This window comes from Anaerococcus sp., from assembly GCF_030825785.1.
Lineage (GTDB): Bacteria > Bacillota > Clostridia > Tissierellales > Peptoniphilaceae > Anaerococcus.
On sequence record NZ_JAPJPG010000007.1, the window covers coordinates 1 to 14,509 of the forward strand.

At 32.1% G+C, this 14,509-nt stretch carries 17 protein-coding genes and 1 pseudogene; all 18 read right to left on the bottom strand.

Annotation, left to right across the window (positions count from 1 at the left end):
• A pseudogene (locus RCH56_RS01855) lies at nt 1–212 on the bottom strand (ATPase); the annotation flags it as partial.
• A 165-nt stretch (nt 213–377) separates the two neighbouring features.
• On the bottom strand, nt 378–1,727 hold the full coding sequence (miaB, locus tag RCH56_RS01860) for a tRNA (N6-isopentenyl adenosine(37)-C2)-methylthiotransferase MiaB (protein ID WP_306483297.1): 1,350 nt from the start codon (nt 1,725–1,727) through the stop codon (nt 378–380).
• Nucleotides 1,728–1,786: 59 nt separating this feature from the next.
• Entirely contained in the window at nt 1,787–3,847 is a 2,061-nt protein-coding gene (locus RCH56_RS01865) for a bifunctional 4-hydroxy-3-methylbut-2-enyl diphosphate reductase/30S ribosomal protein S1 (RefSeq protein WP_306483299.1), read from the bottom strand.
• Entirely contained in the window at nt 3,838–4,440 is a 603-nt protein-coding gene (locus RCH56_RS01870) for a 1-acyl-sn-glycerol-3-phosphate acyltransferase (RefSeq protein WP_306483300.1), read from the bottom strand. Before RCH56_RS01870 ends, RCH56_RS01865 begins: the two co-directional genes overlap by 10 nt.
• A complete protein-coding gene (gene cmk / locus RCH56_RS01875; RefSeq protein ID WP_306483301.1) occupies nt 4,430–5,080 on the bottom strand; it encodes a (d)CMP kinase in 651 nt (216 codons plus the stop codon). The genes RCH56_RS01870 and cmk overlap by 11 nt, the downstream gene beginning before the upstream one ends.
• Complete coding sequence (locus RCH56_RS01880; RefSeq protein ID WP_306483302.1) at nt 5,077–6,288, bottom strand: NAD(P)/FAD-dependent oxidoreductase; 1,212 nt, start codon at nt 6,286–6,288, stop codon at nt 5,077–5,079. Before RCH56_RS01880 ends, cmk begins: the two co-directional genes overlap by 4 nt.
• Nucleotides 6,289–6,322: 34 nt before the next feature.
• Nucleotides 6,323–7,024 carry a pseudouridine synthase gene (locus RCH56_RS01885; RefSeq protein WP_306483303.1) on the bottom strand — a complete coding sequence of 234 codons (702 nt, stop codon included), beginning with the start codon at nt 7,022–7,024 and terminating at the stop codon, nt 6,323–6,325.
• Nucleotides 7,014–7,544 (bottom strand): SMC-Scp complex subunit ScpB, encoded by a 531-nt coding sequence (gene scpB / locus RCH56_RS01890; RefSeq protein ID WP_306483304.1) that lies wholly within the window; start codon nt 7,542–7,544, stop codon nt 7,014–7,016. The genes RCH56_RS01885 and scpB overlap by 11 nt, the downstream gene beginning before the upstream one ends.
• A 1-nt stretch (nt 7,545) precedes the next feature.
• Nucleotides 7,546–8,244, bottom strand: coding sequence for a ScpA family protein (locus tag RCH56_RS01895; protein ID WP_306483305.1), 699 nt, complete (start codon nt 8,242–8,244; stop codon nt 7,546–7,548).
• On the bottom strand, nt 8,231–8,782 hold the full coding sequence (locus RCH56_RS01900) for an NUDIX hydrolase (protein ID WP_306483306.1): 552 nt from the start codon (nt 8,780–8,782) through the stop codon (nt 8,231–8,233). Before RCH56_RS01900 ends, RCH56_RS01895 begins: the two co-directional genes overlap by 14 nt.
• The gene (gene recN / locus RCH56_RS01905) at nt 8,775–10,463 is read right to left on the bottom strand and encodes a DNA repair protein RecN (protein WP_306483307.1); all 1,689 of its coding nucleotides are present in this window, start codon (nt 10,461–10,463) and stop codon (nt 8,775–8,777) included. The genes RCH56_RS01900 and recN overlap by 8 nt, the downstream gene beginning before the upstream one ends.
• Entirely contained in the window at nt 10,463–10,915 is a 453-nt protein-coding gene (locus tag RCH56_RS01910) for an arginine repressor (protein WP_306483308.1), read from the bottom strand. The genes recN and RCH56_RS01910 overlap by 1 nt, the downstream gene beginning before the upstream one ends.
• Nucleotides 10,916–10,923: 8 nt before the next feature.
• Complete coding sequence (locus RCH56_RS01915; RefSeq protein ID WP_306483309.1) at nt 10,924–11,760, bottom strand: polyprenyl synthetase family protein; 837 nt, start codon at nt 11,758–11,760, stop codon at nt 10,924–10,926.
• Nucleotides 11,753–11,941 carry an exodeoxyribonuclease VII small subunit gene (xseB, locus tag RCH56_RS01920; RefSeq protein ID WP_306483310.1) on the bottom strand — a complete coding sequence of 63 codons (189 nt, stop codon included), beginning with the start codon at nt 11,939–11,941 and terminating at the stop codon, nt 11,753–11,755. The genes RCH56_RS01915 and xseB overlap by 8 nt, the downstream gene beginning before the upstream one ends.
• Complete coding sequence (gene xseA, locus RCH56_RS01925) at nt 11,934–13,118, bottom strand: exodeoxyribonuclease VII large subunit (protein WP_306483311.1); 1,185 nt, start codon at nt 13,116–13,118, stop codon at nt 11,934–11,936. The genes xseB and xseA overlap by 8 nt, the downstream gene beginning before the upstream one ends.
• Nucleotides 13,115–13,498, bottom strand: a complete 384-nt coding sequence (locus RCH56_RS01930; protein WP_306483312.1) for a transcription antitermination factor NusB — start codon at nt 13,496–13,498, stop codon at nt 13,115–13,117. Before RCH56_RS01930 ends, xseA begins: the two co-directional genes overlap by 4 nt.
• Nucleotides 13,498–13,824: an Asp23/Gls24 family envelope stress response protein gene (locus tag RCH56_RS01935; protein ID WP_306483313.1), complete on the bottom strand. Its 327-nt coding sequence runs from the start codon at nt 13,822–13,824 to the stop codon at nt 13,498–13,500. Before RCH56_RS01935 ends, RCH56_RS01930 begins: the two co-directional genes overlap by 1 nt.
• A 10-nt stretch (nt 13,825–13,834) precedes the next feature.
• Nucleotides 13,835–14,392 (bottom strand): elongation factor P, encoded by a 558-nt coding sequence (gene efp, locus RCH56_RS01940; protein ID WP_015777965.1) that lies wholly within the window; start codon nt 14,390–14,392, stop codon nt 13,835–13,837.
• Nucleotides 14,393–14,509: the final 117 nt, after the last annotated feature.

Consider the following 14,509-nt stretch of genomic DNA (forward strand, 5'->3'; position numbering starts at 1 on the left):
AAAAAATCTAAACTTTTTAATTCATCATAGAAATTCCTAACTACCTTTAATTCGACTTCCTTTTTGCCAGTCTCATTATTTAGAAAATCATAGTGCTCTTTAAGCAATCCTATTTTTCTTTCCAAATTGCTCTCATGAATTAATTTATTATAGAGATCGTCGCTGGGTAGCTTTCCCATTTTTGCTTTCGCTTTAACAGTCACATCTCTCATAACAACCTCTTTCTTTTGATACATATTTATTTTATCACTTGCACTCAACATTTAAAAGCATAAAAAATAATCTCTATAAAGTATTGATAAATACAAGTTTTCGGAAATCTTTTTCAAATATAGACAAAACTTAAATGAAATTTATTAAGCTTTGTCTATTTTTATCTATTCTACAAGCTCTCCTGAAATTGTAAACGATGTATTATCTGTAATTTTGACCTTTACAATTTCTCCGATTAATTTTTTGCTAGCCTTAACGTGGACTAACTTAAAGGTGTCAGTTCTACCTGTAAGGATATCAGGATTGTTTTTGCTTTCCGATTCTAAGAGGACTTCTACGGTTTTTCCTATATATTCTTTATTCTTCTCGTTAAATATTGGATAAATCGTATCTAATAATCTATCAAACCTATCTTGAACTATTTCTTCATCAATAGGAGTTAGCTTTGCTGCCCTTGTTTTTGGTCTAGGTGAATACTTAAAGGTGAAGGCTGAATCAAATTCTATTTCTCTACATACCTTTAGAGTCTCCTTAAAATCCTCTTCAGTTTCAGTTGGGTAACCTACAATAATATCTGTAGAGATCGCAATCCCTGGAATCTCTTCCCTTAATTTCTTCGCTCTTTCGATATATTTTTCCTGATCATACTTTCTATTCATATCTTTTAGGATCTTACTTGAGCCTGATTGTAAAGGTAAGTGGAAGTAATTACATATGTTATCATTATTTTTTATGACTTCTATTAGCTCATCTGATAAATCTTTGGGATGGCTTGTAGTAAATCTCAATCTCTTAAGACCTTCAATCTGACTAATTTTTTCCAAAAGTTGTGGGAAGGTCATATCAAAATCAGCCTTATTGCCGTAGGAGTTTACATTTTGTCCTAAAAGAGTTATCTCCTTGTATCCTTCTTCAACAAGATGCTCCACTTCAGCAAGAATTGCAGAAGGCCTTCTTGACTCTTCCCTTCCCCTTGATTCAGGAACTATACAATAAGAGCAGAAATTGTCGCAACCTGTCATAATATTTACAAAGGCTTGGAACTCATTTAAGGTATTATAATTTACATAATCATCCTTTACATCATCTGTAGAAATATCTATAACTCTCTCATTTGTTTCTAGATATCTAAATATAAGATCTCTTAGGGAGTTGATATTTTTTGTACCAAAGATAATATCTACTTCCTTATGGTCTTTGATAATTACTTCTCTTGCGGTTGATGTTTGCATCATACACCCTGATACGGCGATGATTTTTTCGGGATGTTCTTTCTTTAGTTTCTTAAGGGAAGAGACTTGACCGTATAGCTTTAGCTCAGCATTTTCTCTTACCAGGCAGGTGTTAAATAATATAAAATCTGCACTTGATCTATCTTCTGTCTTTGTATATCCTAAATCTTCAAGTATATAAGATATTCTTTCAGAATCGTGCTCATTCATTTGACAACCAAAGGTTGTTATATTGTATGTTTTGTCCTTAAAATAATATTTGTATTTTTCTTTAACTTGCATATTACTCCAATCATGAAAAAAGGAGATGAGTTAATCATCTCCTCTTAGTCTTCTAAGATTTATTCGTCTTCGCCTTCTAGTAATCCTTCATTACCTTGTTCAGATAATGCTTGTTCTAGTAGGTTACCTAAATTGTTATTTAGATCGTCATCACCAAATGAAGCAGAATTATCTCTTTCTAGTCTTCTTCTTGGTCTATCATTGTTTCTTTGAGGTCTCTTAGCTCTTCTTTCTGATCTTTCTGGAGCTTCCTTAAGAGCTTTAATGCTTAGGCCAACTTTTTCTTCATCTGTATCGATGCTTATGATCTTAACTTCGATTTCATCACCAACGTTAAGCTCATCAGATGGCTTTTCAACATGTTCCCATGAAATTTCTGAAACGTGAACTAGTCCTTCAACTCCGTCTGCTACTTCAACAAACGCACCAAAGTCAAGTAGGTTAACAACCTTACCTGTTACAACATCACCAACTTCGTGTTGGTTAACGAATGCTTCAAATGGTTTTTCTAGAAGTTGTTTACGTCCAAGAGAAATTCTGTTCTTTTCTTGATTTAATTTTAGGATTTTAACTTCGATTTCATCACCAACGTTTAGTACATCAGATGGGTGTTCAACTCTGCTCCAAGCGATGTCTGATACGTGTAGGAGTCCATCAAGACCATTCACTTCAACGAAGGCACCGAAGTCTGTAAGTCTTGCGACTTTTCCAGTTACTACTTGTCCTTCTTCAAGTTCTTCCCATAGTCCGTCAAGTTCATCTTCAACTACTTCTTTTCTAGAAAGAACTAGTCTATTTTTTCTTTCATCGATGCTGATGATTTTTAGATCCCACTCTTCTCCAACGAATTTCTTGAAGTTTTTAACAAAGTATGTTGCGATTTGGCTTGCAGGAACAAATCCATTTATTCCTTCAACATTAACAGTAAGACCACCCTTGTTGAATCCACTTACTACTCCGTGAACTAACTCGTCATTTTCAGCCTTTTCTGCTAGGTCTTTCCATACCTTCATTCCTTCAACTCTTCTTGTAGAAAGTGAAACGTTGCCTTCACCGTCATCTAATTTGATAACGAATACGTCAATCTCATCACCTACGTTAAAACTGTTTTTTGGATCTTTTGCTTCTTCTTCTGTCATTTCGTCTAGTTTGATAATCCCGTCAGCTCTAAATTGAATGTCAACGAATACTTCATCATCCTTAACATCAATAACTGTACCCTTTACGATTTCCTTTGGGTAAATCTTCTTTAAACTATCCTCTAGACTGTTCATAAATTCTTCTTTTGTGAATTCATCCATACTACTTACTACCTCCTCGATAATCTCATCAGGTGTAGAGGCACCTGCGATTATACCAACTTTTTTAAATTTAGAGAGCTTTTGCAAAGGTAGATCTTTAACAGTTTCAATCCTAAAAACATTTTTACAATACAGATCAGCTACTTGATATAGCTTATTTGTATTAGAACTATTAAAACCACCAGCTACAATCATGCAATCAACTTCCTTAGCTAAGGATTTGGCTGCTTCTTGCCTATTTTCAGTTGCTTTACATATTGTGTTTTCTATTACTACACTATCATTATTTTCTTTTAACTTGTTAGCAATATCATAAAAATAATCAAGCCTATTTGTAGTTTGACTAACAACATAAAGCTTGTCATTACATTTTATATTTTTTGCTTCAGTCTCATCTGAAACTATTATACCATTGTTTAGGAAAGATTCCATAGCAATTATTTCGGGATGCATTTTATCTCCAACAATAACCACCTGGTATCCATCATTTTCTTTTTCTACAATCTTTTTGTATATATTGTTTAGTACTAGACAAGTAGCATCCACTACTTCGTTACCGTTTGCTAAAAGTCTTTCTTTAAAGTCGGCACTTTCTCCGTGCGCCCTTATAAGAATTGTAGAATTCTTTATCTTTAGAGCTTCTTTTTTATCAACAACTTCTAGTCCTTCATTTTCTAATTTCTCGACTAATTGCGGATTATGTATCAAAGGCCCTACACAGTAGCGCTTGCCTTCCTTCTTTATAGCTTCTTCGGCAAGCTCCACAGACCTTCTTACACCACCGCAAAATCCTGAATAATTTGCAATAATTATTTCCATTGATTCTCACTTTCCACAATTGTGTGATGCTCATAGATTTTATCATAAACCCTATCTGTCATCTTCTTCATAGCCTCTTTGTTTTTTAAAGAAGCGAATTCGTTAACAGCTACAGGTTTTTTTATCAAAATTTCACTTCTTCTAAATGGTTTGTAAGTAGAAATTATCTCTATTGGCATAATATCTGCCTTAGCTTTTAGGGCGATAAATGCCACACCATCTTTTACATTTTCTCTCTTAGCTTCCTTAACCCTAGTTCCTTCAGGAAAAATCCCAAGAATCTTCTCCTCATTAACCAAGGCTACAGAAGCCCTCAAAGCTTTTAAGTCACGCCCAAATCTATCTACTGGAAAGGCTCCAAGAGCTTTTAGAAATCCACCTACAAAAGGCTTATCAAAAAGTTCTTTTTTCGCCATAAAATAGATTCTTTGAGGTAAACTTACTGCTAAAAATATCGGATCCAACAAAGACTTATGGTTGGCGCATACGATAACTTTATCAGTTTCTTCAATATTTTCAAGACCCTTAACCCTTATCCTAAATATTGGTATACAGATTATTTTTAAAAGCACTACAAAAAAATTATATAACATCTTCTCTATCCATTATATCTAAAATCGCATCTATAGTCTCTTCTATATTTAAGTCAGAGTTATCAATCAAATGAGCGTCTTCTGCCTTTCTCAAGGGAGAAGTTTCTCTATTAGAATCATACTCGTCTCTTGCTATGATAGATTTTTCTAATTTATCTAGACTTAAATTAGATTCGTTTTGTTCAAATCTTCTCATAGCTCTTACTCTTGGACTGGCTGTTAGGAAGAACTTGTACTTAGCATTAGGAAAAACTACCGTACCTATATCCCTACCATCTAGAATAAAACTAGTATTTTGAGCAATTTGTCTTTGCATATCTACAAGTTTTCTTCTAACATCTTCATTAGCTGAAACCCATGATACGTTTTTAGTGACTTTATCACTTCTTATTTCACTACTAACGTCATCGCCATTAAGAAAGATTGCTCCCTCATTAAAATCAATTTGAATATTTTCTAAATTTTTAAGTATTCTGTCTAAGTCTACCTCTTTTATTTCATTGTCTAAGAAATATTTGGTAACTGCTCTATACATAGAACCGGTGTTTAAATATTCAATCCCTAACCTATCAGATAATTTCTGGGCAATGGTCGATTTGCCAGAGCCACTTGGTCCATCAAGTGCGATTATATATGTCATACCTTCTCCTTTATATCAAGACTTGCTGCGTAGGCTGTAGTAAAGGCAATCTGCAAGTTGAAACCTCCTGTTAAAGCGTCAATATCCAGGACTTCTCCTATGAAGTATAGATCATTGACTAGTTTTGATTCCATTGTTTTAGGATTAATTTCTTTTAGATCCACTCCTCCACTAGTAATTACAGCATTATTAAAATTTTCTTTTTGCCTTATTTTAAAACCAAAATCTTTTATTAATTCCAAGATTCTTTTTCTTTGTTCTCGAGTGATTGTACTTGCTTTAATGTCTCTTTTAATTTTTAGTCTATCAATTACAATTGATGTCAATTGATCATTTAGTAGTATATTTAAAACATTTGATATATTCTTTTTACTATTCCTTTCAAATAAGGATATGAGTTTTGTATCGAGCATATCATATGTTAAGTCAGGAAGAAAATCTATTGACAAGCTCTCTAGTTGATCTCTTGCCGCAAGAGCTTGAATTTTAAGGGCAGCTGGTCCTGTAATAAAGTTTGGAGTAAGCATTATATCTCCTATGATCTCATAAGATTTTTCTTTCGCCCTTAAGATAAGTTTCTTATTGGTCAAGCTTAGCGCCTTTACATCTAATCTATTCTCTAAATATAATGGCATAAGAGATGCTTTTGCTTTGATTATCTTATGGCCAAAACTTTGAGCAAAGTTATACCCATCACCGGTCGATCCTGTTTTGGGATAAGTTAGACCACCAGTTGCAATAATGAGGCTATCGAATTTGTATTTTTTCCCAGCTGTATTTGCTACAAAACAATCTGTCTTTTCTATATTTTCAACTGTAGTATTAGGAAGGTATTTAATTCGTTTTTTTCTAATCAAACTTTCAAATAAAAGAATAATTTCACTCGACTTTGAAGATTTAGGAAATACCTTCCCATCATCTTCTACTATCGTTTCTACACCTTCCTTATTTAAGAAATCAATCATAGAGAAATTGTCAAATCTAGAAAATGAAGAATAAAAGAAATTTCTATTCCTAATAATATTTTCCATAAATTCATCATAGTAATTAGCGTTTGTTACATTACATCTTCCATTACCTGTAATTTTTAACTTCTCACCGATATTATTGTTTTTATCTAGTAAGTAGACTTCATTATTTTCATTTTTTATATTTATAGCTGCAAAGACCCCCGCTGGACCTGCACCTATTATTCCAATATTTCTCATATATAAATTTTACCATAAAAAAAGAGATAGACCCCTATCCCCTAGTTTTTCTTACAAAATCCATCTCAGCCTGATCAAACTTTCTTTTCTCATAAGGCTTCATATCGCTAAGTTCAATAGGTCCTATGCTGATTCTTTTAAGCATTGTCACCTCACTTGAAAATTGAGCAAACATCCTTCTAATCTGCCTCTTATATCCTTGATGAATAGTAACTTTGTAAGTTTTACTAGCCTTATCAATGAGTTCTATCCTAGAATCAGAAGTTATTTCTGAATTTCCTATATCAAGCCCAGATTCGAATCTTTGACAATCTTTCTTGTTTAATAATCTAGTAACCCTAACTATGTAAGTCTTATCTAGCTTCTTGCTAGGATGAATTATTTGATTAGTAAAGATACCATCGTTTGTAATAATTAATAGACCCTCACTATCCTTATCAAGTCTTCCTGCAGCAAAAAATCTTTGATCAGTTTTTACTAAATCATTAAGATCTCGGTTGTTATAAGGATCGAAGTTACTGGTAATATATCCTCTTGGTTTATATAATTTGATGTAGATTTTTTCTTCTATTTGAAGAAGCTCTCCATCTATTTCCACAATATCAGAGTCTTTTATATCAAGACCTAGCTCATATGTAAGCTTGCCATTAACTTTAACCTTACCATGTTTGACAAGATCATCGGCTTTTCTCCTTGAAGTGTATCCGCATCTTGCTATATACTTATTAATCCTCATAATCGTCTCCATCTAAGTTGATTTCCGGCAATTCTTCTAAGGAAGTGATATTAAAATACTTAAGAAATTCTGTTGTTGTCACGTAAATAATAGGCTTTCCAATCTTATCCAACCTTCCATTTTCTTTAATTAATCCCCTAGCCATTAAAGAATCGATGGTCGATTGGGAATTTACTCCCCTTATCTTATCAATCTCGGCTCTAGTAATTGGTTGTTTGTAAGCGATAATTGAAAGGGTCTCCAAAGTTGAAGTTGACAGCTTTTTTTCAGATTTTTTTATTACTTTTTCAAAATACCTGTCATGGCATTCTCTCGTGGTGAATTGATAAGACTTATCGAATTTTCTAATAATTAAGCCTGATTTCCTAGAATTTCTCTCCTCAATCATTTCATCTAAAGTTATTTGAATCTCTTTTTTATTAGAGTCGTAAATTATTGCGGAAAGGTCTTCCAAGTCTATTGGTTCTGCCCATATATATAAAATTTCTTCTATTAGTCCTTTAAGATATTCCTTATCCATATTACCTCTTTATAACTACAAAAGAATTTAGACCCTTAGCCTCTAAAGTTATTTCCTTTAGTTTTACTAATTCCAGAAGTGCTAAGAATGTAGCTATACACTCAGCCTTATTTTTGATCCTATCAGTTAAAGAAGATAAATCCAATTTTTTAGTGAAATTCAAAGTCTTTTTGATCTTCTCAACATAATCATTTACATCTTCTTGCTTTATGCTTTTGACTACAGACTTCTCTGACTTTTTCTTTAAATTTGTCATCAATTTTCTAAATTCTTGTGTCAGTATATTAATATCTTTATCTATTTTTACTTCTTCATATTTTTCAAATTGAGTTAGGTCTTCTTGATACTTACTGTAGATTTTCCTAGCTTCTTCTTCCATATCCTTAAACTCATCTTCTACTGATTTGATCTTTTTATAGTAGATTAAATAAGAAAGAAATTCCTCTTCTAGGTCATCTTTTTCATCTTTAGGCAACAATTTATTGGCCTTAATAGTCAATAGTATAGATGCTATATATATAAACTCCGACAAATTTTCTATATTTTCATCTAGTTTATTAATTTCTTCTAGGTAGGAATTTGTAATCTCTTCTAGTTCTATATCGTAAATATCTATTTTCTTTTTCTCAATTAATTTTAAAAGCAAATCAAAAGGGCCTGTGAAGGCTTTAAGTTCTATATTTAATCTAGTCTCGCTCATTTAAGATTTTCTTCGCATATAAAACAGCTATAATACTTTTTGCATCTGTAAGTTCTCCATTTTCTATCATATTGTACAAATCATCGATAGAATAGGAATAAGCCATTACATTTTCATCTTCATCTTGTTCTAGTTCAGATTTGACCAGACCACTTGCTATAAAAAACGATAGTTTATCATTTGTAAAACCTGGTGATGCATGCATGTCGAATAAGTAAGAGATATTTTCAGGAAAATATCCAATTTCTTCTTGGAGCTCTCTTTTAGCTGTCTCTATAGGTAGTTCATTGCTTTCTACTAGGCCTGCTGGAATCTCGAGTGTCACTTTATCTATAGCTTTTCTGTATTGTTTAACCATCCACAACTTACCCTCGTCATCAAAAGCTATAATTCCTACACCCTTTTGATGGTCTACAATTTCTCTTTTAGAATACTTTTTGTTTTCAAGTTCAACGGTATCGACTCTTAACTTAAGAATCTTACCATCATAGATAGTATCAGATTTTATAGACTTTTCATAAAATTTATCTTCATTCATTTCTTAAATCCTCCGCCATTTGTAACATTTCTTCCGCAGATTTTTTGCTTGTAGATGTAATATCTACTCCGCTTATCATCCTTGCAATCTCTAAGACGCGATCATCATTAGATAGCTTTTCTGTTCTACTTATAGTGAAATCTTTAACGTCTTCTTTCTTGATAAGTATATGGTTATTCGCAAGAGATGCAATCTGAGGTAAGTGGCTTATCGCTATAATTTGTCTCTTATTAGATAAATCTAGGATTTTCTCCCCCACAACTTGAGCAGTTCTGCCACTTATTCCAGTATCTATTTCATCGAATATCAAGGTGTCTACACTATCTGCATCAGAAAATACTTCCTTGAAGGCAAGCATAATTCTGGATAACTCTCCACCTGAAGCAGTTTTTGATAGAGGTTTTAGACAATCGCCTTTGTTAGTACTGATTAGAAACTCAATATTATCGAATCCATTTGATCCAAGACCTTTCTTTCTATCAATGTCTATCTCGAACTTACCATTTTTGATATCCAATTCTTTTATAGCCTTGTTTATTTCTGCCTCAAGGACTTTACTTTTATTTTTACGAATTTCACTTAATTTTGAAGCATAGTCTGATAATTCCCTCTCTATTTTTGAGATACCCTTGTCTATGCTAGTCCTCAATTCTTCTATTTCTTCGAGTTCTTTAATTCTCATGCTTATCTTGTTATAGTATTCTTTAATATCTTCTATAGTAGACCCATATTTTCTCTTTAAGCTAAAGAGAGTTTGATTTATCATATCTAGTTCATACATCCTCTCAGGATCTTGCTCTAGTGATGATTCATAGGAATCTATATCTTGATAAACGTCATTTATTAGCTCTGAAACATTTACCAAACTCTTATATATATCATCTATCTTTTCATCAACATAAGTATAGGAATTGATTTCTGAAATACACTCGTTAATCATACTAGTTAATGATACTTGGCCAAATTCGCTTGAATCAAGATACTCTTTGATTTTATTAGAGGAGTTCATGATAGAGGAAATATTGTTTAGCTTTTGATATTCTCTGTCTAAATTTTCCTCATCTAGGTTGAAAATATCAACTTCTTCAATCTCATTTATCTGATAATTTATTAAATCTCTTTCTCTAGTAATCTCTTCTTCAGATAAATCTAATTTATCAAACTTTTCTAACATTTCAGATTTTCTCTGATAGGAGTCATTTAAGCTTTCTCTTAAAATCTTGCTTTCATTATCCTTGGTATAATTGTCTATAAGATCTAGATAATTTGTACTATTCATAAAAGAATTACTATCGCCTTGTCTATATATATCTATCAAAATATGAGAAATTTCTTTTAAACTTGTAAGGTTTGTAATCCTCCCATTGACTCTGATGCTTGATGATTTTTTGCCAATAGTTCTGGTTATTATAAGTTTATCATCATCAAAAGATACATCCATATCGCAAAGTATTGCTTTAGTCTCAGAGTTAACTTCAAACACTGCCTCTATAATAGTCTTGTCAGCAAATTTTCCAATACTATCCTTATCTGCCCTTGCTCCTAAACAAAGATTGATTGCTTGTAGAATCAAGCTCTTTCCAGAACCTGTCTCGCCTGTAAGGACGTTAAAACCTTCTTCAAAATATATATGATTTCTTTTAATAATTACAAAATTATCTATAAATAGCTCTAAAAGCATTATTTTATGAGACTCCTCAAATCTTCTATTAATATCTCAATCGTATCTTCTGACGTAGGAGTAATAAAAATAGTATCGATTCCAGTAACAATTCCACCAACATTTTCAAGCTTTTCGTTTGTAATATAGGCTCCGCATACAGTCGCACAATAAGAAATTGTCTTTATTACAATCAGTCCTGAAGTTTTCTCTATTGATAAAACGGATTCCTTGAAAATCTTTTCCATTCTTTCTGTGAGTGTATCATAAACTGTATCAACAACTGTATATTTGTATTCATAATCATCAGTTTGAACTTTAGATATCCTAAGCTCTTTAATATCTCGAGATATAGTAGCTTGTGTCGCATCGACCCCGTGATCTTTTAGCATCTCAGACAATTGACTCTGTGTCTTTACGTCGTTGTTTTGAATTATATCTAAAATTAATCTTTGTCTTGTATACTTTTTCATAATCGCCTCTAATATTTTCTATTCGTTAGAAATTCGATTAGAAATAAAAGAAAATCATTATTTTCTAAATCTTCAATTTCTTTTTTACATTTACCATTAATTTCAGCTAGAAATTTCTTACTAGTATCGTGATCTTTTAAGTTTAATATATTAATCTCATCTTTGAAGTCTTCTTCTAATAAATCGTCCTGAATCTGAAACCCTAAGCCTAAATAATATGAATATCTTTCAAGTCTAGCTATAATTTCATCATCAAAACCATTAACAAGACCAGCTGCTACAATAGCACCCTTGAAGAAATCTCCTGTTTTCTTATCATATACTTCGACTAAGAAGTCTTCATCATAAGATTTTCTTCTCCTAAGGTCTAATATTTGACCGCTGATCATCCCATCTTTGCCAACCCTTCTCATTAGATAAGAAGCTGCTTTAAGATAGGCTGGATCATCTATAGAAATATCCATCATAAGCATACTTGCTTCACTTAAGAGAGCATCTCCAGTAAGTATCGCCAAATCCTCGCCAAAATGTTTGTGAACACTTTCCTTTCCACGTCTGTAATCATCATTATCCATAGCTGGCAAATCATCATGAACAAGGGAGTAAGCCTGAATCATCTCTATTGCTAAAGCAAAGATTAAATCGTTTTTACTGATTTCATTTGTATGTAGTCTCCTAGTTTCTAAGAATAAGCTTGCACGAATTCTCTTACCAGAATCAGCTGCATAAAGCATAGCTTCATTAATTTTAGAATCTTTAGAGAAATACTCGTCCATTTCCTCATCAATAATTCTCTTATTGTAGGCTAGTCTATTTTCATATTTTTCGTAAATCGTATCATTCATCACTTGTTATCGTCTCTACCTTTGCTTTATACTCACTCAATCTCTCTTCTAGCTTAATATATATATCACTAGCTTTTTCATATATCTTAATACTCTCATCGAGATTATCTTTGCTATTTTCTAACTCTTCTAAGAGCTCTTCCATTTTTTTGAAATTTTCTTCTATTGACTTATCAATCAACTACTTCCACCTTCACTTTTCCATCGTTAAATTCTATAAAAGCAATATCAGATTTTTTAAGAGAATGCTTAGAAAATATTGTATTACCCATATCATCTTTGATATGAATATTCTTCTTTCCAATTTCTATTATATCCTTAAATCTCTTTAGCTCTGATGACATAAGCCTTAGTTTTTGCTCATTATATGCTAGGTTTGACCTTAATCTTAGATCTAAATCTTTTTTTAGATAAGTAAGACTATTTATTCTCTTATCAATTTCTCTTATAGGACTCTTCCTATCTAGAATCTTTTCTGTCTCACGCAATCTATATTCATAATCCCTAATTTTAGATAAGGTTATTTCACCCATCTTAGTGACGATGTTTTTCATCTCTTTATAAATATCGGAGTAATTCTTGATTACATAAGATCCTGCTTCTGTTGGAGTTTGTAGACTTAGATCCGCTACTAAATCTAAAAGTGTCTGATCTATTTTGTGACCTATGGCCGAAATAATAGGTGTTTTGGCTAGAAATGCTGCATCAATTACTAAGCTATCGTTAAATGAAGACAAATCTTCACTAGATCCTCCACCCCTTGTGATAACAATTAAATCAAGATCCTTTTTATCTAATCTTTCAATTGCCTTTTTTACCATAAGTGGAGAAGACTCTCCTTGAACCTTTACAGGGGATACAAATATGTGTATATCATTTGGCTTTTGATTGATGACTGATAGAAAATCTACAATAGCAGCACCTTCTTCAGAAGTAATTAAGCCGATTTTTTGAGGTAATTTAGGAATTTCTTTTTTGTTTTCTAGATCAAAATATCCTTTTTTCTTAAATTCCTCCTTCATTTGAAGAAATTCAAGATATTTTTGAGATAGTCCTTTTTCTCTTATTTCATTAACTGAAATAACAATCCTAGAAGAGAAGTTATTAAAAAGTACGGTTCCCTTAACCAGCACATCCTTGCCTATTTCCACAGAAAAATCTATATCCTTATCCTCATAATAATAGATGACACAGTCTATGATATCCCTCTCTTCTTTTAGAGAAAAATATAAATGGGAATTATTGATCCTAACGTTCGATAATTGCCCATTTATATAAAGATTTTGGAATATAGGATCGTGTTTTATATTAGATTTAAAATATTCATTAAACTGTTTAACACTAAGCGCTTTTCTCATTTTCCATCTTTTCTAACGATTGATCCTAAGATAGAATTTACCAGCTTATAATCATCTTCATCTGAGTACTTCTTTGCTAGATTTACAGCTTCGTTGATTGAAACTGACACTGGAATATTCATAAAATATATCTCGTTAATGCTCAGGTGTAGAATTGATCTTACTACCTTAGATAATCTCTTGTGTTTATTGTCGAGATTACTAGTAAGTTTATCATCAATGCTAGAGAAGTTATTTAGAAAAGATGATATGGATGTTTTTACAAAATCTTCACCAGTAAGATCTAAGTCTTCTAAGACCTTATCTATATCTTCAATTTTACTAATACTGTCTTGGTAGATGAGTTTAAAAACCCACTCTCTCTGCTCAATCCTATTCATTATATTTCTAAATTACCAACATTTACATCCACTCTAGTTACGGAAATCCCTGTCATATTTTCAACTATATTTTTGACATTTTCTTGTATTTTCTTAACTGTCTTTCTAACATTAATATTTCTATCAAAATTAACATCTAGAGTGAAATGTAGGTTTTCTCCGTGTTTTCTTACTTTACTTTTAGAATTTCTCTTGTGGAATTTGAAAGACTTACCTTGATCATCTTCGCAGTAAACACCATATACATCACTAGCTGCTGCTACCGCTATTTGATCAAGAATTTCGTCTGCTATCTTGACTGATCCATTGATGAAAGTTCCTGACATTATTTGCTCCTTATACTCTTGATAGGTAATCTCCAGTTCTTGTGTCGATTTTGATTACGTCGCCTTCATTTACGAAAACTGGGACTTGTATAACTGCTCCTGTCTCAACTGTTGCAGGTTTTGTTACGTTTGTTGCTGTATCACCTTTAATAGCTGGCTCTGTTTCTTCTACCTTAAGTTCAACAAAGTTAGGTGCTTCAATTTGGAATGGTTTACCTTCATAGAATTTAATTTGAACAGGCTCATTTTCTTTTACATAAATGATTGCATCTTTAACCGCTTCATATTCAATACCTATTTGCTCAAATGTTTCTGGGTCCATAAAATAATATAGCTGGCCATCATTGTATAAATATGACATTTCTTTAGTTGAAATTACAGCTTGTTCGAACTTTTCATTTGGGTTAAAGGTAACATCCTTAGCGCCACCATTCATTACAGATCTAATTTTTGCACGAACAAATGCCGCTCCCTTACCTGGTTTAACATGTTGAAAATCAACTATTTGATAAACGTCATTATCATATACAAAAGTTACGCCTTTTCTTAAATCATTTGCTGAAATCATATATCCTCCTACGCATGTTTCTTCTATTATTATACCATATGAACTAATATTTTTAAAACTATTAGCTTTTTAGCTAACTCTATAATTTATTTATTAGTCTCTTTAACGTATAATTAA

What these genes read in the sequence shown, in the direction of transcription:
- miaB (WP_306483297.1), bottom strand. Translation starts at nt 1,727, where the DNA reads ATGCAAGTTAAAGAAAAATACAAATATTATTTTAAGGACAAAACATAC.
- RCH56_RS01865 (WP_306483299.1), bottom strand. Translation starts at nt 3,847, where the DNA reads ATGGAAATAATTATTGCAAATTATTCAGGATTTTGCGGTGGTGTAAGA.
- RCH56_RS01870 (WP_306483300.1), bottom strand. Translation starts at nt 4,440, where the DNA reads ATGTTATATAATTTTTTTGTAGTGCTTTTAAAAATAATCTGTATACCA.
- cmk (WP_306483301.1), bottom strand. Translation starts at nt 5,080, where the DNA reads ATGACATATATAATCGCACTTGATGGACCAAGTGGCTCTGGCAAATCG.
- RCH56_RS01880 (WP_306483302.1), bottom strand. Translation starts at nt 6,288, where the DNA reads ATGAGAAATATTGGAATAATAGGTGCAGGTCCAGCGGGGGTCTTTGCA.
- RCH56_RS01885 (WP_306483303.1), bottom strand. Translation starts at nt 7,024, where the DNA reads ATGAGGATTAATAAGTATATAGCAAGATGCGGATACACTTCAAGGAGA.
- scpB (WP_306483304.1), bottom strand. Translation starts at nt 7,544, where the DNA reads ATGGATAAGGAATATCTTAAAGGACTAATAGAAGAAATTTTATATATA.
- RCH56_RS01895 (WP_306483305.1), bottom strand. Translation starts at nt 8,244, where the DNA reads ATGAGCGAGACTAGATTAAATATAGAACTTAAAGCCTTCACAGGCCCT.
- RCH56_RS01900 (WP_306483306.1), bottom strand. Translation starts at nt 8,782, where the DNA reads ATGAATGAAGATAAATTTTATGAAAAGTCTATAAAATCTGATACTATC.
- recN (WP_306483307.1), bottom strand. Translation starts at nt 10,463, where the DNA reads ATGCTTTTAGAGCTATTTATAGATAATTTTGTAATTATTAAAAGAAAT.
- RCH56_RS01910 (WP_306483308.1), bottom strand. Translation starts at nt 10,915, where the DNA reads ATGAAAAAGTATACAAGACAAAGATTAATTTTAGATATAATTCAAAAC.
- RCH56_RS01915 (WP_306483309.1), bottom strand. Translation starts at nt 11,760, where the DNA reads ATGAATGATACGATTTACGAAAAATATGAAAATAGACTAGCCTACAAT.
- xseA (WP_306483311.1), bottom strand. Translation starts at nt 13,118, where the DNA reads ATGAGAAAAGCGCTTAGTGTTAAACAGTTTAATGAATATTTTAAATCT.
- RCH56_RS01930 (WP_306483312.1), bottom strand. Translation starts at nt 13,498, where the DNA reads ATGAATAGGATTGAGCAGAGAGAGTGGGTTTTTAAACTCATCTACCAA.
- RCH56_RS01935 (WP_306483313.1), bottom strand. Translation starts at nt 13,824, where the DNA reads ATGTCAGGAACTTTCATCAATGGATCAGTCAAGATAGCAGACGAAATT.
- efp (WP_015777965.1), bottom strand. Translation starts at nt 14,392, where the DNA reads ATGATTTCAGCAAATGATTTAAGAAAAGGCGTAACTTTTGTATATGAT.